General features: G+C 65.2%; 19 protein-coding genes and 1 pseudogene. 4 read left to right on the forward strand and 16 right to left on the reverse strand.

All coding sequences use genetic code 11. The features are described 5' to 3' along the window. Positions 1-14: 14 nt before the first annotated feature. The 3 genes from LV476_RS04275 to LV476_RS04285 are packed head-to-tail and all read right to left on the reverse strand — an operon-like array spanning position 15 to position 2247. Entirely contained in the window at positions 15-539 is a 525-nt protein-coding gene (locus LV476_RS04275; protein ID WP_250073775.1) for a GNAT family N-acetyltransferase, read from the reverse strand. A gap of 59 nt (positions 540-598) precedes the next feature. Then, positions 599-1630 carry a D-alanine--D-alanine ligase family protein gene (locus LV476_RS04280; protein WP_250073778.1) on the reverse strand — a complete coding sequence of 344 codons (1032 nt, stop codon included), beginning with the start codon at positions 1628-1630 and terminating at the stop codon, positions 599-601. Then, on the reverse strand, positions 1627-2247 hold the full coding sequence (locus tag LV476_RS04285) for a GNAT family N-acetyltransferase (RefSeq protein WP_250073780.1): 621 nt from the start codon (positions 2245-2247) through the stop codon (positions 1627-1629). The genes LV476_RS04280 and LV476_RS04285 overlap by 4 nt, the downstream gene beginning before the upstream one ends. A 155-nt stretch (positions 2248-2402) precedes the next feature. Between LV476_RS04285 and LV476_RS04290 the strand changes: the two genes are divergently transcribed. Then, positions 2403-3686, forward strand: coding sequence for a M20 family metallopeptidase (locus LV476_RS04290; protein ID WP_250073782.1), 1284 nt, complete (start codon positions 2403-2405; stop codon positions 3684-3686). Between the two features lie 64 nt (positions 3687-3750). Here the strand turns inward: LV476_RS04290 and LV476_RS04295 are convergent, their stop codons facing one another. Next, positions 3751-4509, reverse strand: coding sequence for an ATP-binding protein (locus tag LV476_RS04295; RefSeq protein ID WP_250073784.1), 759 nt, complete (start codon positions 4507-4509; stop codon positions 3751-3753). 223 nt (positions 4510-4732) lie between these two features. Here LV476_RS04295 and LV476_RS04300 point away from each other — a divergent pair, with 223 nt between their 5' ends. Next, positions 4733-5704 carry a nuclease-related domain-containing protein gene (locus LV476_RS04300; RefSeq protein ID WP_250073786.1) on the forward strand — a complete coding sequence of 324 codons (972 nt, stop codon included), beginning with the start codon at positions 4733-4735 and terminating at the stop codon, positions 5702-5704. Between the two features lie 78 nt (positions 5705-5782). Here LV476_RS04300 and LV476_RS04305 read toward each other — a convergent pair whose 3' ends face one another. The 6 genes and pseudogenes from LV476_RS04305 to prfB all read right to left on the reverse strand — a co-directional run bounded on the left by LV476_RS04305 (position 5783) and on the right by prfB (position 11144). Beyond that, positions 5783-6559 carry a M23 family metallopeptidase gene (locus tag LV476_RS04305; RefSeq protein WP_250073789.1) on the reverse strand — a complete coding sequence of 259 codons (777 nt, stop codon included), beginning with the start codon at positions 6557-6559 and terminating at the stop codon, positions 5783-5785. 595 nt (positions 6560-7154) lie between these two features. Continuing rightward, positions 7155-7793 (reverse strand): hypothetical protein, encoded by a 639-nt coding sequence (locus LV476_RS04310; protein WP_250073791.1) that lies wholly within the window; start codon positions 7791-7793, stop codon positions 7155-7157. 37 nt (positions 7794-7830) lie between these two features. Continuing rightward, positions 7831-7960: pseudogene (locus LV476_RS04315) on the reverse strand (amino acid--tRNA ligase-related protein); the annotation flags it as partial. A gap of 18 nt (positions 7961-7978) precedes the next feature. Further along, a complete protein-coding gene (locus tag LV476_RS04320) occupies positions 7979-8368 on the reverse strand; it encodes a hypothetical protein (protein ID WP_250073794.1) in 390 nt (129 codons plus the stop codon). Between the two features lie 108 nt (positions 8369-8476). Then, positions 8477-9973: a lysine--tRNA ligase gene (gene lysS, locus LV476_RS04325; RefSeq protein ID WP_250073796.1), complete on the reverse strand. Its 1497-nt coding sequence runs from the start codon at positions 9971-9973 to the stop codon at positions 8477-8479. A gap of 72 nt (positions 9974-10045) precedes the next feature. Then, a protein-coding gene (gene prfB, locus LV476_RS04330) for a peptide chain release factor 2 (protein WP_250073799.1) occupies positions 10046-11144 on the reverse strand; the annotation gives its coding sequence in 2 pieces (ribosomal slippage) (positions 10046-11068 and positions 11070-11144; 1098 coding nt in all). Between the two features lie 294 nt (positions 11145-11438). On the opposite strand from prfB, the gene dacB reads away from it, so the two are divergent. Together dacB and LV476_RS04340 are read left to right on the forward strand one after the other, a co-directional pair. Beyond that, complete coding sequence (gene dacB / locus LV476_RS04335) at positions 11439-12902, forward strand: D-alanyl-D-alanine carboxypeptidase/D-alanyl-D-alanine endopeptidase (protein WP_250073801.1); 1464 nt, start codon at positions 11439-11441, stop codon at positions 12900-12902. A 119-nt stretch (positions 12903-13021) separates the two neighbouring features. Next, complete coding sequence (locus tag LV476_RS04340) at positions 13022-13519, forward strand: Hsp20/alpha crystallin family protein (RefSeq protein WP_250073803.1); 498 nt, start codon at positions 13022-13024, stop codon at positions 13517-13519. 5 nt (positions 13520-13524) lie between these two features. On the opposite strand, the gene tilS is transcribed toward LV476_RS04340, so the two are convergent. From tilS to pcnB, 6 genes are all read right to left on the reverse strand, one after another. Further along, complete coding sequence (gene tilS, locus LV476_RS04345; RefSeq protein WP_250073805.1) at positions 13525-14838, reverse strand: tRNA lysidine(34) synthetase TilS; 1314 nt, start codon at positions 14836-14838, stop codon at positions 13525-13527. Positions 14839-14905: 67 nt separating this feature from the next. Further along, positions 14906-15865 (reverse strand): acetyl-CoA carboxylase carboxyltransferase subunit alpha, encoded by a 960-nt coding sequence (locus LV476_RS04350; RefSeq protein ID WP_250073806.1) that lies wholly within the window; start codon positions 15863-15865, stop codon positions 14906-14908. A gap of 159 nt (positions 15866-16024) precedes the next feature. Further along, positions 16025-16900, reverse strand: a complete 876-nt coding sequence (panC, locus tag LV476_RS04355; protein WP_250073808.1) for a pantoate--beta-alanine ligase — start codon at positions 16898-16900, stop codon at positions 16025-16027. Beyond that, positions 16900-17682, reverse strand: coding sequence for a 3-methyl-2-oxobutanoate hydroxymethyltransferase (gene panB / locus LV476_RS04360; protein ID WP_250073809.1), 783 nt, complete (start codon positions 17680-17682; stop codon positions 16900-16902). The genes panC and panB overlap by 1 nt, the downstream gene beginning before the upstream one ends. Beyond that, positions 17679-18272 carry a 2-amino-4-hydroxy-6-hydroxymethyldihydropteridine diphosphokinase gene (gene folK, locus LV476_RS04365; protein ID WP_250073811.1) on the reverse strand — a complete coding sequence of 198 codons (594 nt, stop codon included), beginning with the start codon at positions 18270-18272 and terminating at the stop codon, positions 17679-17681. Before folK ends, panB begins: the two co-directional genes overlap by 4 nt. 25 nt (positions 18273-18297) lie before the next feature. Further along, positions 18298-19635, reverse strand: coding sequence for a polynucleotide adenylyltransferase PcnB (gene pcnB / locus LV476_RS04370; RefSeq protein ID WP_250073813.1), 1338 nt, complete (start codon positions 19633-19635; stop codon positions 18298-18300). Positions 19636-19786: the final 151 nt, after the last annotated feature.

Consider the following 19786-nt stretch of genomic DNA (forward strand, 5'->3'; position numbering starts at 1 on the left):
CTCGTCTCCCGCGCTTACGGTGACGGCGCTGCCGGGCCGGTGGCCGCGAACGCCGCATGGAAACCGACGGTGCCGCGCGGCACGGGACCGTCGAACGGCAGGACCAAGAAGGCCTCGGACGGGACACCCTCGACGCGGAGAGCGGACGGATGCTCGAAGCCGAAGCGCGGGTAGTAGTCCGGGTGGCCGACCAGGCAGCACCCGCGCGCGCCCAGACGCTTCAACTGCGCCAGCCCCGCGTGGATCAGCGCCGCGCCGACGCCCTGCCGCTGGTACTCGGGCAGCACCGACACCGGCCCGTACCAGCCGGGCGTGCCGTCGGAGATCGTCACCGGTGAAAAGGCGATGTGGCCGACCACCTGCCCTGCCCTTTCGGCAACCAGCGAGATCGTCAGCGCCCCGGCAGCGCGCAACGCGTCGATGATGTATTGCTCGGTGTGATCGCTGATCTCGAGGGTCGCGAATGCCGCCCGCGTCACCTCGCGAATGGCCGCGAGATCAGCGGGCTCCTCGGGGCGGATGTCGATGGCGTTGTCCACGGGCTTTCCCTGGCAGGATGGCCGAACGACCCGGTCGCTTAGGTCGGCACCCCGGCCGCTCAATCCAGCAAGCCGCATCTGCGCGCCGTGGCCTCCAGGATCATGCGCCAGAGCGTGCTGTAGTCGTAGCCGGCCCAGCTGGCCATCAACGCCATCTTGCCGTTCCAGCTCCAGGTGGGGTTGTAGTTGGCATCCAGCAGGCGCGGCACGCCGTCGACACTGGCGCGGAAATCGAACCGGGCGTAGTCACGGCAGCCCAGGCGCTGGAACAGTCGCACGCTGTTGTCCACCAGCTGGGCGTAGGTGGCATCGTCGATGTCCGCGCGCCGGAATTCCAGCTGCTGCCAGTACGGGGATTCCGGATCGGCCTTGGAGCCGTAGGACAGGATCGGCGGCAGGCCGGGGTCGAGGTGGCTGTAATCGATCTCGAGCGGCGGCAGCACGGTGAAGTCGCCGGGATTGCCGATCAGGCCCACCGTGTACTCGGTCCCGGCAAGGAAGTCCTGGATCAGGGCCTGCGGCCGGTCGAGCTCGTCGCGCAGCCGCTCGAGGTAGGCCAGCGCCTCAACGTCGTTGTGCACCACGCAGTCGCGCGTGATCCCGACGCTGCCGTCGGCCGCGTTCGGCTTGATCAGCGCCGGGTAGAGTTCCGGCAGGATCAGCGGATCGGCGGTCAGGTCGACAAAGGTTTCGTTGGGCACCGGTATGCCGATACCCATCGCCAGCGACCGCACCATCGACTTGTCCGTGCTCAGGCCCATGGCGAAGGAACCGGCCCCGGTGAAGGGGATCTCGAGGATCTCGAGCAGTGCCGCCACCAGAGTGTCGTGACGCACCACGTTGCGATAGCCGGTGTCGCAGAGGTTGAGCACCAAGTCCGGCGCGGCCTCGCGCAGGTCCTCGTACAGGCGCAGGTGATCGTCGTAGTAGCTGAAGCGGAAGCCGTCCAACGGCTCGAGGGCCTCGCGCAGGCGGCGGATGTCCTCGAAATCCTCCTCGGTCAGGCGCCCCTCCGGACGGTAGGGATACGGCAGGCGCGGATCGCCGAACAGCACGCCGACATGCAGCGGTGGGGTAGCGTTGCGACTCATGAGTGTTCCCTCCCGGTGTCCTGGGCCGCCGGTTGGCCGGCGTTCTCGCGCCAATGGGCCTCGCGGGAGGCCTGCGAGTCAGGGTATTCCGGCGCCAGCATCGACATCACGTACATGGAAAGGTAGTGATCGTCTTCCTTGACGCTGTCCCGGCTGACCCCTTCGGTGACAAAGCCGAGTCGACGATAGAGACGCCGGGCCGGTTCGTTGCCCTTGAGCACCGTCAGCCACAGGCGGTGGAACGCGAGCACCTCGAAGCAGTAGCGCGTCAGCAGCGTCACCGCCTCCTTGCCGAAGCCCCGCCCCTTGCGAGCAATGACCAGGCGACGCAGCAGCAGGGCGTCATTGGGGTCACAGTGGCCTTCCAGCACCACGAAGCCGACCGGATCGCCGGAACGCATCTCCTCGATGATCCAGTGCGTGCAGTCCGCCGTCTGCATGCAGTGCCGGTGGTCGGCGGGACTCCATTGTTCGATGTAGTCCACGTTGTCGACGTGGCGCTCGAGGTCGACGACGAATTCGATCTCCGCATCACTGGTCGAGCGCAGCCGCAACCGGCGGCCTGTCAGCACCGGCTGCGGTGGCGCCTTCCTGTTCACGTGCTCGCTCGACGGCATCGTGCGACCCTCCATTCGCCCCGGGGCGCGCTCGCGCCTCTCCACCGAATCTAGTCAACACCCCGCCCCCTGTCGACGGCGCGCGGCACGCCATGGCCGGGCCGTGGGCCGGTGCACTATGCTCATGTCGCGGCCGACAGATAGGAGGTCTCCTCATGGTTCGACGTACGTCGTTCGCCGATGCGGACCAGATCCGCGACCGGCTGGTGTCGCTGATCCGGATTCCGTCGATCACCGGCCAGGAAGATGCGGCCATCGCCCAGATCGCGGATTGGCTGCAGGAACTGGACGCCGAAATCGACTACTGGAACGACGGGATCGCCTCGCTGCAGCGCGACCCCCGTTACCCGGGCCACGAGGTCGAACGGGCCTGGGCACCGGTTGTGGTGGGCGTGGTGCGCGGCGACCGGCCGGGCCCGTCGGTGCTGCTCACCGGCCACGTCGACGTCGTGCCACCCGGCGACTACGGCCCTTGGAACGACGAGCCCTTCTCCGGCGTCATGCGCGACGACCGGATCTACGGCTGCGGCGCCGCCGACATGAAATCCGGCCTGATCGCGGCCATGACCGCCTTCGCCGCGTTCGCCTCCGGCGAGCGTAACTTCCCGGGTCGCGTGGTATTTGCGGCCGTGCCGGCCGAAGAGGACAGCGGACTCGGCACTTTGGCCGCCATCCGCGGCGGCTGGGACGCCGACGCGGCCATCCTTCCCGAACCGACCATCGTCGATGACATCCCGGAACTGGTGATCGCGCACGCCGGGGCGATGTCGCTGAAGATCGAGGTGCCGGGCCGCGCCGCGCACGCAAGCAATCGGCTGCAGGGCGAAAGCGCGCTCGACCACTTCATCACCCTCCTCCATGCCATGCGCGCCGACGAGCAAGCCGTGAACGCGCGCGAGACAAACCCCCTGATGACGGCACACAAGCTCCCCTACGCCACCAACGTCGGCGTAATCAGCGGCGGGCGCTGGTCGTCGACGGTCATGGATTCGCTGGAGGCCCAGGTGCGCATCGGCGTCGCCCTGGACGAAAGCGTCGACCAGGCGGAACAGCGCTTTCGCGACGCGATCGCCAAGGCGTGTCGAAAGGATCGCTGGCTCGTGGAGAACCCCCCTCGCATCACGCGCATGGCCGCCGGCTTCGGTTCGTCGGCGACGGACCCGGACCACCCCCTGGTCACCGCGATGGTCGAATCGGCCGAGGAGGAATTCCGCCAGACCCCCGCCGTGACCGCCGCCCCCTACGGCTGCGACATGGCCGGCTGGGTTCGTCTCGCCGGCATACCCACGGTGCTCTACGGACCGGGGCGCATCGACGTCTCCCACGCCCCCAACGAATGGGTGTCCCTGGAGAGCACCTACCGCGTGGCACGCGTCATCATCCGTGCCACCGAACGCCTGCTGGAAACCGACCTCCCCACCGCCAAACCACCTGCCTGACCACGACCGATGCCCGGACGTGGCCACGCGTTTCCGGTTGGATCGGGAACGGACCGCCCAGGGCTCAGCCGAAGGCGTTGAAGAACTGCCGCGCGACCCGGCCGCTGCGCACGCCGCGGGTCTGGGCGAACTTGATGGCTTCCGCGTGCAGCTCGTCGCGGTCGCCGCTCCAGTCGTGGAAGTAGAAGTCGACGATCTCGAGGTACTCCGGCTGGCTGATCGGGTAGAACGACAGCCACAGGCCGAAGCGGTCGGAGAGCGAGATCTTCTCCTCGACGGCATCGGTGTGGTGCAGCTCCGTGTCCACCACCCGCGCGCCGTCGTTGTCGCTCACCTGCTCGGGCAGCAGGTGTCGGCGGTTGGAACTGGCATAGACCACCACGTTCTCCGGCGGCAGCTCCAGCGAGCCTTCCAGTACGCGCTTGAGGCCCTTGTAACGGGAATCGCCCTGCTCGAAAGACAAGTCATCGCAGAAGATGACGAACCGCTGCGGCAGGTCCAGCAGCGGGTCGATGATCTCCGGCAGATCGCCCAGGTCATCGGCGTCCACCTCGATCATCCGCAGGCCCTGATCGCCGTAGGCATTGAGCATCGCCTTGATCAGCGACGACTTGCCCGTACCGCGCGAACCCCACAGCAGCGCGTTGTTCGCGCCGCGACCATGAAGAAAACGCCTAGTGTTCTCCATCAGCGCCTGCTTCTGGCGCTCGACTCCCAGCAGCTGGTCGGGGACAACGGGATCGATACGATGCACGGACCGCAGTCGTTGCGGCCCCGAGCGCCAGATGGCGGCATGGGTGTTTTTCCAGTCGATATCTGTCATGCAACGTCGGCTCTGTTGATGCCCTTTATATGGCCAATATACCGAAGGCCCGCCACAACCGAGCGCGAGGCCATGCGAACCTTTCACTCAACCCGTTGAAATACCGTATGGCGGTGTTGAGTGAGTCGATCCATGCTCGATTCCGCATGCATATTGCGATTATTCTTTGGTCGCATATCCGAGGCGCTCAGACGCCACGGGCAACATCGCTCAGGAGCGCTGGATGATTATCAAGGAAAAGGAAAGCCCAGCCGGACAGGACGAAAGAACCAAGGCAGGGCATCAGCAGGAAAAGGACGTCGCGTTCTATTTGCGCCGCGAGTTTGGGGATGACGAGTCGATCCTCGTGATCAACGACCTTCGTGTCGAACACAAGGGAGAACACGCTCAGATCGACCACCTCGTGGTGCATCCGTTCGGGCTCGTCATCATCGAGTCCAAGAGCATCCACGGTGAAGTAAAGGTCAACCGTCAGGGAGAGTGGTCCCGTAGCTTTCGAGGCCAGTGGTACGGCATGCCCTCTCCGGTACGGCAAGCCGAGTTGCAGGAGGAGCTTGTCAAAGACCTTCTACGTCAGAACGTTGAGAAGTTTCTGGGCAAGCTACTAGGCATCCAGACCCAGATCGGTGGGCGTGACTGGAAAACGATCTGTGCCGTGTCCAGCAGCGCGATCCTGCATCGGGACGACATGCCGCGTGCTATCGCCGATCAAGTCGTCAAAAGCGAGTTCGTCGCAAAGAAGATTCGCGAGTTGGTCGGAACCTGGGCCGAAAGCTGGGTCAAGGCCAAGCCGCGCTTCAGCCAGCAGGAAATCGAAGGAATCGGCCGGTTCCTGGTGGAGAACCATCAATCGCATGCCGCGGAGCCGTCCGCTACATTTACGTCACAACAACGGGATCAAATTCAGCCTACGTCGAAACCGAATGAAGCCGTTTCGGCGTCGGTTCAACCGAACAAGGCCGACGCAGCAACTCTCGCCTGCAAGAAATGCGGCGAGACAGCCGACCTTGCGGGCCAATACGGCAAATACGGCTATTACGTACGCTGTGGATCGTGCGGGACAAACACCTCCATGAAGATGCCCTGCCCCGCCTGCCAGTCACGAAAGGTTCGGGTAAAAAAGTCCGGCCCGACTTATACCTCCAACTGCCAGGACTGCGCCAACAGTTGGGTTGTATTCCAGCAAGCCGGCTAGCGGCTCAGAAATGACGCTCCTACGACCCAGCTCGCCCGGAAGCGGAACCGGGTAGCACTTCCGCCGTCGTGTGGATGCCTAGTTATGCACCTCTTCACCTCGGCGGACCACGCTGTTCATCGACAATGACCGCCCGTTTAACTGAAGCCCGATCGCCCGGTCGTTTTTTGTCGCACTGATATGAAGATGTGGTTCAAGGCTGTTTCCCGAATTGCCGATTTCGGCCAACGGCTGCCCCGCCGTTACGACCTCCCCTGGCGCCACTCTGATGCTGCCGCGCTTGAGGTGGGCCATGAAGATATCCGCCTCGTCACACCGCAACACGACATAGTTGCCCTCCGACTGCTCCGTGACCGGGTGTCCAGGCGGGTTGTCCAGCAGACCGTCGCGAACCCGGTCAATGCGTCCTTCGCACGGGCTATGAAGCGTCTCGCCGAAGATCTCGTAGGCGCTCAACGCACGCGGGGCGATACCGTCCGCCCGATTGCCAAACCGGTTCAGCTTGACGATATCGACAGCCTTCCTGTCGCTACTCAGGGCGTGGAAGGGGTTGGTGACGGCACTGCCCCCACCCTGGAGCACGTAGTAAGTGCCGGAGCGAAGCGGGAAATCGACATCAAGCGTCTCGCCCGATGGGTAATGCGACGCAATCACTAGCGCGTTCAGCACCGAGAACAAGAGAAATACCGAAGCACGCAGGACCGTGATCCCGCTGAAGCGCGTCCGAGCTTTAGAGTTGCCACGCCCCGTTCGGGGGTACAGAAACACCGCGACAACGGCAAACAAGCCAGGAAAAACGTACCGCAGGTAATAACTGGTAAAGGCCCAGCTACCCGCGAGAAACACAAAGGCCATGATGCTGCCACAAGCCAACACTAGCACTGCCCAATCGAGCCGATCTTGGGTCCCCAGACGAACCAGCCATATGAGGGCCGCACCCGCAAGGAGCAGTGGGTAAGCCGCGAACACGATAGGAAGAGTTTCACTCACCGTGCTGACTCAGAAGGGGCGAGGAGTAGCTAAAGCAGCGCGTAGGCGTCCCGCGCAAGCTCCACAGCTGCGCATCGTTCGGGAGACGCCTGTTATTCCAATCAATATCTGGCATCAGCTACCAAGAACAATGGGGTTGGGAGCTCAAATATACATGGCAGGGAGTCATCGGGCGGGGAAGTCCCCTTCGCCTTGCCGAGCGGCCGGGGTGCCGCAGGGTCGGGGCGGCATGGACGCCGCCCCGAGGTTCGCCGCGACAGGACGTCGCGTCGAACCGACCCGTCCGCGGCACCCCGGACGGGAGGGAAGCCCGTAGGGCCAAGGCGAGGGGTGCCCTTCTCTTTGGGTACTTTCTCTTGGGCAAGCAAGAGAAAGTGCCTCGCACGCCGGGCTTCGCCCAACACAGGACTGCATCGCGCGAGAGCGTGCGAAACCTCAGATCAAGTTTTAAAAGGCATCTTTACATCAAAAACAGGGAAACTAAAGCTGATAGCAACGCTATGAAAAACAGAACATATGGAACAAGGTAACTTGAAAACCCTTCAGTTAGAGCGAAAACTCGCGAATTTATTACAATAGCGGTCCGCCACCCTCCGATTCCATCGAATACAACTTCCTGGCTACGCTTGGGGTCGGCCCCGGTTCGTGAACTGATCCGTCCAGTATCCGTATTCCGTCCCACCTTCAAAGCCCACACACAATCGGCACGCATGTGAAGGCCACTCCAATATATTTTATCTATGTGCAAACCTTCTTCGCTGTCTTCTGCGGCTTTATTCCCCAAGGCCTTCGCGACGTATTGGTTCGCATCTTCGCGGTTTACTCTTGATAAAATTTCGACAGCATAACTGTCATGAAATTTATTCCGATTAAGAAGCCAGTATCGATACAAGAACCAGAACAATGTAACCCATGCCAATAGGGCTAAAACTTCAGGGCGGGAAAATTTCAGGCTGATGAACTGAAGTGTCACATTGTCTGCCACCAAACTCCCGCCACCCCAGAAATAAGCAACAAAACTCAGAGAGGCCAGTGACAGATTCCGTCTTTCTGGGTTTTTATCATCAACCACATTATCACCATAAAAAAAACCCGCCACATGCGGGTTTCCCTTTTTCTTTAGAAGACGCTTAATCTCACTCCGGCCGCATATGCGGGAACAGCAGCACGTCCCGAATTCGACGCCGAGTCGGTCAACAGTATGATTAACCGATCGATGCCGATCCCCTCCCCCGCCGTCGGCGGCATGCCGTGCTCTATCGCGCGGGGAGACACACAAGGCCCTTAAGACTCGCTCCCTTCCCGCTCCGGGAGTTCTTCATTTTTACTGTGGTGGTAGTAGAGGTACGCCATTCCAACAGGAGCTATAAAAATAGCAAGGAACCAGCACAGCAACATTGTGAAGAGCTTAGTCACCAACATCACAAAGGCGTTCAAAAAAAACACATTTTCGCCAACAATGAAGTCGATGACACTTTCGTACACAAAGCGTGAGTACGGATATAGAAAAGTGCTTATTGCGGCAAAGGCAACAAGGCCAAATGAAACCGTCGCGGTTTCACTTTGCATTGGCAGAACAAAAAACAAGGCAGCCATCGCCAAGCCAAACACAAACTGCCGAACGTAGTATCGAGCCGAAAGACCACCCAGAGTTTTCGAAATAACAGATCCCACTGCAAATCCTCCTTGATTTAAAACGATTCTTCCTGAAATCGGACCCCATCATGAGCCACTAGGACACTCGATGGAGATTCGAGCTTACCAAAGTTTAACCATGGAACATCATTCCGGCCGCATATGCGGAAACAAGAGCACATCCCGAATCGACGCCGAGTCGGTCAGCAGCATGATCAGCCGATCGATACCGATCCCCTCCCCCGCCGTCGGCGGCATGCCGTGCTCCAACGCGCGGATGTAGTCGGCGTCGAAGTGCATGGCCTCCTCGTCGCCGGCTTCCTTCTCGTTGACCTGCTGGGCGAAGCGCTCGGCCTGGTCCTCGGCGTCGTTGAGCTCCGAGAAGCCGTTGGCGATCTCGCGGCCGCCGACAAAGAATTCGAAGCGCTCGGTGACGAACGGATCGTCGTCCTTGCGACGGGCCAGCGGTGAGACCTCGGCCGGGTACTCGGTGATGAAGGTCGGGTCGTGCAGCTTGTGCTCGGCGGTCTTCTCGAAGATCTCGATCTGTACCTTGCCGAGCCCGTAGGAATCCTTGAGCGGGATGCCCAGCTTCTCGGCGACCGCGCGCGCCTTGCCCTCGTCGTCGATGTCGTCAGCGGTGAGGTCCGGGTTGTGGCGCAGGATCGCCTCGCGGACGGTCAGGCGCTCGAACGGCTTGCCGAACTCGAAGGTGTCGCCCTGGTACTCGATCGACGTGCCGCCGTGGACCTCCTCGGTGCAGCGGCGCAGCAGGTCCTCGGTGAGGTTCATCAGGTCGTTGTAATCGGCGTAGGCCTGGTAGAACTCAACCATGGTGAACTCGGGGTTGTGCCGCGTGGACAGGCCCTCGTTGCGGAAGTTGCGGTTGATCTCGTAGACCCGCTCGAAACCGCCGACCACCAGGCGCTTGAGGAACAGTTCCGGCGCGATGCGCAGGTACAGCGGCATGTCGAGCGCGTTGTGGTGGGTGACGAACGGCTTGGCCGACGCCCCGCCCGGGATGGCCTGCATCATCGGCGTCTCGACCTCCAGGAAGCCGTGGCCGTCGAGGTAGTCGCGGATGAAGCGGATCACGCGGGTGCGCAGGCGGAAGGTGTCGCGCGCCGACTCGTTCATCACGAGATCGAGGTAGCGCTGGCGATAGCGGGCCTCGGTGTCCGACAGGCCGTGGTACTTGTCCGGCAGCGGGCGCAGGCTCTTGGTGAGCATGCGGATGGAATCCACGCGCACGGAGAGCTCGCCCTTGTTGGTCTTAAAGAGCACGCCCTCGCCGCCGACGATGTCGCCGATGTCCCAGGTCTTGAAGTCCTGGTAGACGTCGGTGCCGACGTCGTCGCGGGCGACGTAGAACTGGATGCGGCCGGACTGGTCGAGGATGGAGAGGAAGCTCGCCTTGCCCATCACCCGCTTGGCCATGACGCGGCCGGCGACCGCGACGCGCACGGTGTTCTCCTCGAACCACGGCTTGTCGTGCTCGCCGTACTCGGCCTGCAGTTCCCCGGCCATGTTCTCGCGGTCGAAGTCGTTGGGGAACGGGTTGCCGGTCTCGCGCAGCCTCCGTAGCTTCTCGCGGCGCTCGGCAATCAGTTGGTTCTCGTCGAGTTCGGGCTTTTGCTCGGCCATGGTTCGTTTACTGCCTGAAGAAAGGGAAAAACGGCCGGGTCATCCCGGCCGGTCGATGGGCGTGTGTCGCGATCAGAGGCCGCTCTTGAGGCTGGCCTCGATGAACGGGTCGAGGTCGCCGTCGAGCACCGCCTGCGTGTTGCCGGTCTCGTGGCTGGTGCGCAGGTCCTTGATGCGGCTCTGGTCGAGCACGTAGGAGCGGATCTGGCTGCCCCAGCCAACGTCGGACTTGGTGTCCTCGACCGCCTGGGCCTCTTCGCGGCGCTTCTGCATCTCCAGCTCGTAGAGCTTCGCCTTGAGCTGCTTCATCGCGCGGTCGCGGTTCTGGATCTGCGAGCGCTCGGACTGGCAGGCGACCACCACGCCGGTGGGGAGGTGCGTGAAGCGCACCGCGGATTCCGTCCGGTTGACGTGCTGACCGCCAGCGCCGGAGGCGCGGTAGACGTCGGTACGGATGTCCGCCGGGTTGATCTCGATCTCGATGTTGTCGTCGACCTCGGGGGAGACGAACACCGAGGCAAACGAGGTGTGACGGCGGTTGTCCGAGTCGAACGGCGACTTGCGCACCAGGCGGTGCACGCCGGTCTCGGTGCGCAGCCAGCCGAAGGCGAACTCGCCCTCGAAGCGGATGGTGGCCGACTTGATGCCCGCGACCTCGCCGTCGGAGATCTCGGTTATCTCGGTCTTGAAGCCGTGCTTCTCGCCCCAGCGCAGGTACATGCGCAGCAGGATGGAGGCCCAGTCCTGCGCCTCGGTGCCGCCGGCGCCGGCCTGGATGTCCATGAAGGCGTTGGACTCGTCCATGTCGCCGGAGAACATGCGGCGGAATTCGAGGTCCTCGACCTGCTTCTCGAACTCCTCGACGTCGGATTCGACCGAGGCGATGGTGTCCTCGTCGTCTTCCTCGCCGGCCATCTCGAGCAGATCACGCGAGTCGGTCAGGCCGTCGCGCATCGCGGAAAGCGTGTCGACGATGCGCACCAGCGAGGCACGCTCCTTGTTCAGCGCCTGGGCACGCTCCGGGTCGTTCCAGACCTCGGGGACTTCCAGCTCGCGGTCGACTTCTTCCAGGCGTTCCTTCTTCTCATCGTAGTTAAAGATACCCCCGGAGCGACTCGGAGCGCTCGATGAGGTTGTCGATACGGTTGGCAATCGGGTTGATTTCAGCCATGTAAGTGCGGTTTCGCCTGTCGTCGATTGGAAATGGGTAGGGAACAAGGGCCCTCTGATGCAGTCCGAATACGGCGCCACGTGACCCAAGGGACGCTCGCCGGTAGACAGTCGGATGCGATCAGAAGCCCCGTAGTTTACTGAATGGCAACGATTACCTCAAAGCGCTATCAGGCGCGGTATCGGGGGTATCGAAACACTCCATGCCCAGTCCGGAATTGCTGTGGCATGATGGCCCACACCCGGCTGGCCGAAGCCGGTGAACATGTCGTCACAGAGGAGACTCGACGCGACCATGGATTTGACGCGTAACGCCCGCCACAATGCCTTCGGCCGCCTGCTCGGATTCGGCCTGCTCAGCCTGCTGCCCCTTCCCCCAGCTGCCCCCGCGGCGGACTCCGCCCTGCCCTCGGCCGTCAAGGCCGAACTGGCCAACCAGAAGCTCAGTGCCGGCAACCTCGGCCTGTGGGTGCAGGCGGTCGACAGCGACACCCCGCTCATCGCGCATCAGGGCGACAAGCCGTTCAACCCGGCCTCGGTGATGAAGCTGGTCACCACGGTGGCCTCGCTGGACGTGCTCGGCCCCTCCTACCAGTGGAAAACGGAAATCTACGCCGATTCGAGGCCGGTCAACGGCGTGATCGACGGCAACCTCTACATCAAGGGCTACGGCGACCCGTGGTTCCGCAGCGAGGACCTCTGGAACGTCACCCTGCGCCTGCAGGAACTGGGCGTGCGCGAGATCCAGGGTGACGTCATCCTCGACGATTCCTACTTCGCGGAGACCGACGGCGATCCGGGCGATTTCGACAACCGCCCCGACCGGGTCTACAACGCGTTGCCCAATGCCCTGCTGCTGGACAATCGCGCGGTGCGCATCAGCATCTCGCCGCACGGCTCGGACGACTCATCGGTGAGCACCTGGCCGCCCAACCCGCGCATGGCCCTGGAAAACGACCTCAACCTGGTCAACAAGCCGTGCCGCAGCAACACCAACCGGCCGGTGATCGACATCCGCAACCCGACCGAGGCAGCCGCGGAGATCCAGGTACGCGGCACCGTCTCGCGCGAGTGTGCGCCGCACCAGTACTACCGTGTCGCCGGCGACCCGCATGATGCCTTCTTCCACGCCTTCGAGCACCTGTTCGAGTCCACCGGCGGCGAGATCGAGGGCCACTGGCGCGAGGGGCTGGTGCAGTCGGGCTCGCCCAAGCTGCTCACCCACGATTCGCGGCCGCTGTCGTACTACCTGTGGCTGATGAACAAGTGGTCCAACAACGTGATGGCGCGCCAGATCATGCTGACGATCGGCGCGGAGGTGAAGGGCCCGCCGGGCACCGAACTCAAGTCGGTGGAAGTCATCGAGCGCTGGGCCGCGGACCGCGATCTGGACTGGAAGAACGCGGTGGTCGACAACGGCTCGGGCCTGTCGCGAGTCGCCCGGCTCACGCCGAAGCAGCTGGGCGACATGCTGCTGTCGGTGTGGAAGAGCCCCTACATGGCCGAGGTGATGGCCACCCTGCCGATCGCCGGCATCGACGGCACCATGCGCAAGCGGCTCGACCGGGGCTCGATCCGCGGCCATGCGCACATCAAGACCGGTACCCTGCGCGACGTGCGCGCCGGCGCCGGCTTCATGCTGGCCAAGTCCGGGCGTCGCTACGTGGTGGTGATGCTGCACAACGAACAGGGCGTGCAGTACGGCGGCGGCACCCGGGTCCAGGACGCCCTGCTCAACTGGCTCTACGAAAACGGCTGACGTGAGCGGGTCGTCTCTCGCCACAAGAGACGGCGTGAACCGGCCACTCCAACCGCTTGAAAACCGGCGAATCCCGACCAATTATCCTCGGTAGGCACATCCATGATCGGAGGTGAGACATGGCAGCCATCGAGCGTATTCGCGACCGTTTCGAGCAAATCGGCACATCCATCGCAGAAGGCTGGCGCCGGCTGACCGACGCCGCCGGTCACGCGGTGACCCGCTTCACCCCGAGCCACCGGGCATCCGATGAGGAAGCCCGCGACCTCGACCGGCGCAATGTCGGCTGGGGGCTGCTGCCGGTGGAGGTCTTCGACCAGAACGCGCACATCGAGGTGCGACTCGAGGCGCCCGGGCTGGAGCGCGAGGATTTCGAGGTCGAGGTGCACGGCGACGAGTTGCGGCTTGCCGGCGAGAAACGCGTCCAGAGCCGGCATCAGGAGGGTGAATACCACGTGGCCGAATGCGCCTACGGCCGCTTCGCCCGACTGATCCCCCTCCCCACCCCGGTCGAGGCCGACTCGGCGAAGGCAAGCTATCGCAACGGGGTGCTGACGGTGACGCTGAAGAAGGCGGGCGGCGCACGCCGCCGGCGAATCGAGATCGACGGCGCCTGACCCCGTCAGCCGCCGGCCGAGCCCGGCGCCTCGACCAGTTCCCAGGCCGGCTCGTCCGGCTCCGGGCGGAAGGCAAATTCCACCAGCCGCTCGTTGCCCGCCAGCACGGCGGCCAGCTGACCACCGATCTCCACTCCCACGGCGGCGGGACGTTCCCACGGCGGGATGCCCCGATCCTGGAACCACTGCTTGACCGGCACGCTCGGCCGACCCTCGGCCGGGCGCAGGCGCTCGCTGCCGCCCACCGGGCGCAGACGCCAGTCGTCTACCGACTCGCGCAGCAGCCCCGAGGCCCCGCGCACCCGCCGGCGGCACAGCTCTCGACCGCCGTCGAGGGTGACGCAGTCGCGCCCGGCCGGCCAGTCCACCGGCCGCGTCGGCTCCGGCAGCGACGGCAACCAGTGGATGTGATCGCGATAGCGGCGCAACTGGCCACCCGGCCATTCGAGCAACGGCTGGCGATCGACGGCGGCCGTTCGCAGTTGCCCGAGCCACTCGCCGAGGCGCTCCGGCGGCGGGGGAAGGCAACCGAGACGGGCGAGCCACTGACGCAACAAATTGCACTGCCGCAGCTGCGAGAGCGTGGCGGCCTCGCGCCAATCCAGCACCGGCCCGTCAAGCGACTGGCCGGCATCCATCTCGGCCAGCTCGCCGAGAAGCCGTTGCTCCATCACCAGTCGCTGGGCACTGGTGCGGATCCGTCCGACCGCGTCGGGCCAGAAACCGCGCAGTTCGGGCAGGACATGGTGTCGCAGGTGATTGCGGGCAAAACCGGGGTCGTCGTTGGCCGGATCGTCCACCCAGCCCAGACCGGTGTCCCGGGCGGCCGCCTCGAGTTGCTCGCGCGGCGTCTCCAGGAAGGGGCGCCAGTGTGCCCACTCCCCTCGCGGTCGCCACGCCCGCATGCCGGACAGCCCCTGACCGCCGGAGGCGCGCATCAATGCCAGCAACACGGTCTCGGCCTGGTCCTCGGCGTGGTGAGCGGTGACCAGCACGGGCACGTGGTCGGGGTCGGCAGCGGCCGCTTCGGTCAGTGCTGCGTCGAAGGCCCGGTAACGGGCCTCGCGGGCAGCGGCCTCGGTCGAGCCGCGCCCGGCCCCGACCGTCGCGCGGCGCACCGAGACGCGGCGGGTCTCGAACGGGCAATCAAGGGCCGCCGCCTGCTGGCGTGCGATTTCCGCCCAGTCTGGGGAATCCGGATGAAGGCCGTGGTCGACGTGGATCACGGACAGGCGGGCGATGTGACCCTCCGCGCGCCAGCGCGCCAGCAGACTGAGCGCACCGAGCGAGTCGCGGCCTCCCGAGCTGGCAAGCAGCACGTGGGAGCCGTCGGGAGGAATGGCGGGCAGGCTCGACCACTCCGGGCCGACTGGCCGCCGGGGAGAATCAGCGGTCGGTGAATTCACCGTAGGACATCAGTCGCTCGTAGCGGCGCTCGAGCAGGTTCTGCGTGGGTCGGTCGACCTGGGCGAGGACGGCCTTCTTCAGACTGGCCTTGAGCGAGCGTGCCATGGCCGGCACGTCGCGGTGTGCGCCGCCGCAGGGTTCGGGGATGATCTCGTCGACCAGCCCGAGGCTCTTGAGCCGGCCGGCGGTCACGCCCAGGGCCTCGGCCGCCTCCGGTGCCTTCGCAGCGCTCTTGTAGAGAATCGAGGCGCAGCCTTCCGGGGAGATGACCGAGTAGGTGCTGTACTGCAGCATCATCACGTGGTCGCCCACACCGATGGCGAGTGCGCCGCCGGAACCGCCCTCGCCGATCACCGTGACGATGATCGGGGTCTCGAGCTCGGCCATGACGTAGAGATTGCGGGCAATCGCCTCGCTCTGACCGCGGGCCTCGGCGTCGATGCCCGGATAGGCGCCCGGGGTGTCGATGAAGGTCAGCACCGGCAGGCCGAATTTCTCGGCCAGTTCCATCAGGCGCTTGGCCTTGCGGTAACCCTCCGGGCGCGGCATGCCGAAGTTGCGGCGGATCTTTTCCTTGGTGTCACGCCCCTTTTGCTGGCCGATCACCATCACCGGCAGACCGTCGAGACGGGCCATGCCGCCGATGATCGCCGGGTCGTCCGCGAAGGCGCGATCGCCGTGGAGTTCGCGGAAGTCGGTGAACACCCGCTCGAGGTAATCGGTGAGATACGGACGCTGCGGGTGACGGGCCAGCTGGTTGACCTGCCAGGCACCGAGGTTGGCGAAGATCGAGCGGGTCAGCTCCTGCGACTTGTTGCGCAGCCGATCGATTTCCTCGTCGATGTCCAGCCCGCGATCGTCGTCCATCAGCTGCAACTCGCGGATCTTTGCCTCGAGCTCGGCGATCGGCTGTTCAAAGTCGAGATAGTTCGGATTCATGACGGGCTGCGCTTCTTGTAATCGGTATCAGGGTAGACGGTCTCGCTGCCGGCAAGGGCTACCAGGCGCCGATATGGGCGGCGAGACAGACGGGTATTGTGCCGAAATTGCCGGCTTATCGTAAATTCCGGGCCGAACGGCAGGCTGGAACCGGGGGTGTCAGCGTTCGCTTTCGGGCATCGCCGGCGACGGGCTGTGAACCGCGAGGTTGTCGATCAGGCGCACTTCGCCGAGCCGCGCGGCCACGGCCAGCCGACCGTGCTTGACCAGGCGGGTCTGCTCCTCGAAACGCGCGTCGTCGACGTAGGCGAGATAGTCGACGTCGAAGCCCTGCTGGCCGAGCCAGTGACGGGCCCCGGCGAGCGTCGCCGCGACGGTGTGCCCGCCGGCCAGCGACTCGGCCGCCCGCTTGAGCGCGCGATGCACGGCCGGGGCACGGCGCCGCTGATCCTCGCTGAGAAAGCGGTTGCGCGAACTGATCGCCAGCCCGTCGGGCTCGCGGTGGGTCGGCTCGATCGCGAGCTCCACCGGGAAGTCCAGATCGGTGACCAGCCGGCGGATCACCGCGACCTGCTGGGCATCCTTCTCGCCGAAGACGGCCACGTCCGGGCGCACCAGGTTGAACAGCTTGGTGACCACGGTCGCCACGCCGGTAAAGTGCCCCGGCCGCGCCGCGCCCTCCAGGCGAGCGCCCAGCGGGCCGGCATCGACGCGGACGATGTCGTTCTGTCCGTGCGGATAGAGCACCGCTTCGGTGGGCAGGAAAACGGCGGCGACGCCCGCGCGCTCCAGCTGCTCGAGATCGCGCTCTTCGGTGCGCGGGTAACGCGCGAGGTCGTCGGGATCCTCGAACTGCAGCGGATTGACGAAGATGCTGACGATCACCGACTCGGAGCGACGACGGGCATGGTCGATCAGCGCCATGTGGCCGGCGTGCAGGTTGCCCATGGTGGGGACGAAACCCACCCGGAGGGCATCGAACCCCGTGTCCTCGCGCCACTCGCGCAGCTCGTCGATGTCTCGCAACACCTTCATCAGAAGCTTTCCTCCTCCGTGGGGAATCGACGCGTGCGTACCGCGTCAACATAGGCCTCGAACGCACCCTGGATCGAGGCCGCACCGTCCATGAAATTGCGCACGAAGCGCGGGGTCCGCTCGGTTAGTCCCAGCATGTCGTGCATCACCAGCACCTGGCCGTCGGTGTCCGCTCCCGCGCCGATGCCGATCACCGGCACCTCGACCGCCTCGGCGAGCGCCCGGCCGAGCGCGTGCGGCACGCACTCGACCACCAGCAGGTCGACGCCGGCCGCGACCAGTGCCTGTGCATCCTCGATGATACGGCGGGCGCCGTCCTCGCCGCGTCCCTGGACGCGATAACCACCGAGCTTGCGCACGCGCTGCGGCAACAGGCCGACGTGGCCGCAGACCGGCACGCCATTCTCGGCAAGTACCCGAACGATCTCGGCCTTCTCGGCACCGCCCTCGAGCTTGACCATGTCGGCACCGCCCTCGCCCATCAGCACGCCGGCGGCATCGAGCGCCCGCTCGACGGTCGCGTCGCTCAGGAACGGCATGTCGGCGATTACCGGCACGTCCCCGGCGCCGCGGCGGACCATCGCGGCGTGGTAGGCCACCTCATCGACGGTGACGCCCAGGGTGTCGCGCTGCCCCTGCACCACCATGCCGAGCGAGTCGCCCACCAGGAACGCATCCACGCCCGCCGCCGCAGCCGTCCGCGCCAGCCCCGCCTCGTAGGCGGTCAGCATGGCGATCGGCTGCCGATCGGCTTTCGCCTGGTGCAGTCTGGCAAGGGTCATGACGACCTCCTTGAATCGGACGGGTGATGATCGGTCGGGGACGGGCGCGGCCCGTCCGCGCGTCCGGTGGACGAAGCCTGATCCGCATGGCGCTGCCAGCGCAGCGGCCGCAGGAATCGCAACGGGTGATCGCTGACCGCCTCGAGCCAGCTGGCCAGCCGCGAACCGTCCGGCAGGCAGGCCTCGGGGCGGATCTCGAGCCACGGCGCGAGCACGAAGTGCCGGTGGGCGATCTCGGGATGCGGGATGGTCAGTTCGGCGGTGGTCATCTCACGGTCACCGAAGGCGAGGATGTCGAGATCGAGCATCCGTTCGCCCCAATGGCGCGTGTACGACCGCCCGGCGGCCCGCTCGAGCCCCTTGAGGGCCCGAAGCAGCGCCGCCGGGGCGAGCGCGGTCTCGATTTCCGCGACGGCGTTGACGTAGTCCGGCTGGTCCTGCGGGCCGATCGGCGGGTTGGAGTACAGGCCCGAGACGGCCCGCACCCGGCACAGCGGCAGACTGTCAATGGCCTCGACAGCGCGCTCGATCTGATCAACCGGGTCGCCAAGGTTGGCGCCCAGGCCGATGGTCGCGATTTCCCGAACCATCACTCCCTCCGGCTCTCGGCTGCCCTCAGGCGCCGGCCTTTTGCCGGTTGCCGCCGGAACGGCGACGACGACGGCGACGACGCTTCTTGCCGAAATCCGAGGGCTTGAGGGCCTCGACCGGCTGCTCCTCCTCAGAGCCGCGCTCCGGAGCATGCTTGCGCCAGAATTCGCAGACCGACGCGTCGACCTCGTGGGTGCGAGCCCGCAGGCAGAGGAAGTCGACCGCCGCGCGGAACCACGGCGCATCGATGAGCGCCCGTTGCTCGTCGGTAAGCGTCTTCGGCGACTTCGCCCCCGCGGCCGGTGCCGCACGCTCGAGGTCCGGTTGCAATGCCCAGATGGTGCGAATGATCTCGGCCAAGCGGCGCGGGATCATCAGCCGGCGCGCCGCGACGCCCAGCACCTCGTCGGCGGCGAGCACCAGCGCGTCGTCCGCCGGCACCCGCTGATGCAGCCAGTGGATGCGGTGACGGCCCAGCATGCGCCAGAACAGGCCGGCGAACAGGAAGGCGGGGTTGACCGGCAGGTCCTTGGCGACGCGGTCGTCGGTCGCCTCGAGGACCGCCTCGATCAGGTCCCAGTCGCTGGCCGGGTCGTTGGGCTCGATCCAGGTGGCGAGCCCGTCGAACAGGTATTCCAGCAGGCCGAGACGCTTGAGCTCGAGCACGGTCTGCCGGCCGGCCCCGCCCTGCAGCAGTTTGACGGTCTCGTCGAACAGTCGCGCCGGCGAGATGTCGGCCAGGGTCTCGCGGCAGTGCGCGATAGCCCGCTCGCTGTCGTCGGTGAGATGGAAGCCGAGCTTGGCGGCGAAACGCGCCGCGCGCAGCATGCGTACCGGATCCTCGCGGTAGCGCGATTCCGGCTCGCCGATCACCCGCAGGCGACCGCTCTGGATGTCGGTCAGTCCCTCAACGTAGTCGACCAGTTCGCCCGAGGCGAAGTCGAGATAGAGGGCGTTGCAGGCGAAGTCGCGCCGCCAGACGTCCTCATCGATGGTGCCGAAGACGTTGTCGCGGGTGATCATGCCGCCGTCGGCGCGCTTGACCTCGGCGACATCCCCGCCACGGAAGGTGGTGACCTCGATCAGCTCGTCGCGGAAGACGACGTGGACGATCTTGAAGCGCCGGCCGATGATCCGCGCGCGCTTGAACAGGCGCTTGACCTGCTCGGGCCGCGCGTCGGTGACCACGTCGAAGTCCTTGGGGCTTCGTCCACGCAGCAGGTCACGCACGCAACCGCCAACGGCGTAGGCTTCGAAGCCGGCCTCGTGCAGCCGCTCAAGGACGAACCGGGCGTTGTCGCTCAGGTCATTCAGCGAGATGCCATGGGTCTCGGCGGGAATTCGGGTCTGGGTTGGTGTCACGTTGTCTGACAAAACACTCTGCCGTTACTGGTCGACGATAGTCGCCATGGCCACCGGCTGGCTGCGCCCGCCCGGAAGACGGCCCCGGGGCGCGGCCAACGGGCCATGGGTGGTGTGAAGATCCCGGCGCCTGACGCCCTGCCCTTGCGGG

The organism is Guyparkeria hydrothermalis, assembly GCF_023555385.1.
Classification (GTDB): Bacteria; Pseudomonadota; Gammaproteobacteria; order Halothiobacillales; family Halothiobacillaceae; genus Guyparkeria; species Guyparkeria hydrothermalis_A.

What these genes read in the sequence shown, in the direction of transcription:
- LV476_RS04280 (WP_250073778.1), bottom strand. Translation starts at nt 1,630, where the DNA reads ATGAGTCGCAACGCTACCCCACCGCTGCATGTCGGCGTGCTGTTCGGC.
- LV476_RS04285 (WP_250073780.1), bottom strand. Translation starts at nt 2,247, where the DNA reads ATGCCGTCGAGCGAGCACGTGAACAGGAAGGCGCCACCGCAGCCGGTG.
- LV476_RS04290 (WP_250073782.1), top strand. Translation starts at nt 2,403, where the DNA reads ATGGTTCGACGTACGTCGTTCGCCGATGCGGACCAGATCCGCGACCGG.
- LV476_RS04295 (WP_250073784.1), bottom strand. Translation starts at nt 4,509, where the DNA reads ATGACAGATATCGACTGGAAAAACACCCATGCCGCCATCTGGCGCTCG.
- LV476_RS04300 (WP_250073786.1), top strand. Translation starts at nt 4,733, where the DNA reads ATGATTATCAAGGAAAAGGAAAGCCCAGCCGGACAGGACGAAAGAACC.
- LV476_RS04305 (WP_250073789.1), bottom strand. Translation starts at nt 6,559, where the DNA reads ATGGCCTTTGTGTTTCTCGCGGGTAGCTGGGCCTTTACCAGTTATTAC.
- lysS (WP_250073796.1), bottom strand. Translation starts at nt 9,973, where the DNA reads ATGGCCGAGCAAAAGCCCGAACTCGACGAGAACCAACTGATTGCCGAG.
- dacB (WP_250073801.1), top strand. Translation starts at nt 11,439, where the DNA reads ATGGATTTGACGCGTAACGCCCGCCACAATGCCTTCGGCCGCCTGCTC.
- LV476_RS04340 (WP_250073803.1), top strand. Translation starts at nt 13,022, where the DNA reads ATGGCAGCCATCGAGCGTATTCGCGACCGTTTCGAGCAAATCGGCACA.
- LV476_RS04350 (WP_250073806.1), bottom strand. Translation starts at nt 15,865, where the DNA reads ATGAATCCGAACTATCTCGACTTTGAACAGCCGATCGCCGAGCTCGAG.
- panC (WP_250073808.1), bottom strand. Translation starts at nt 16,900, where the DNA reads ATGAAGGTGTTGCGAGACATCGACGAGCTGCGCGAGTGGCGCGAGGAC.
- panB (WP_250073809.1), bottom strand. Translation starts at nt 17,682, where the DNA reads ATGACCCTTGCCAGACTGCACCAGGCGAAAGCCGATCGGCAGCCGATC.
- folK (WP_250073811.1), bottom strand. Translation starts at nt 18,272, where the DNA reads ATGGTTCGGGAAATCGCGACCATCGGCCTGGGCGCCAACCTTGGCGAC.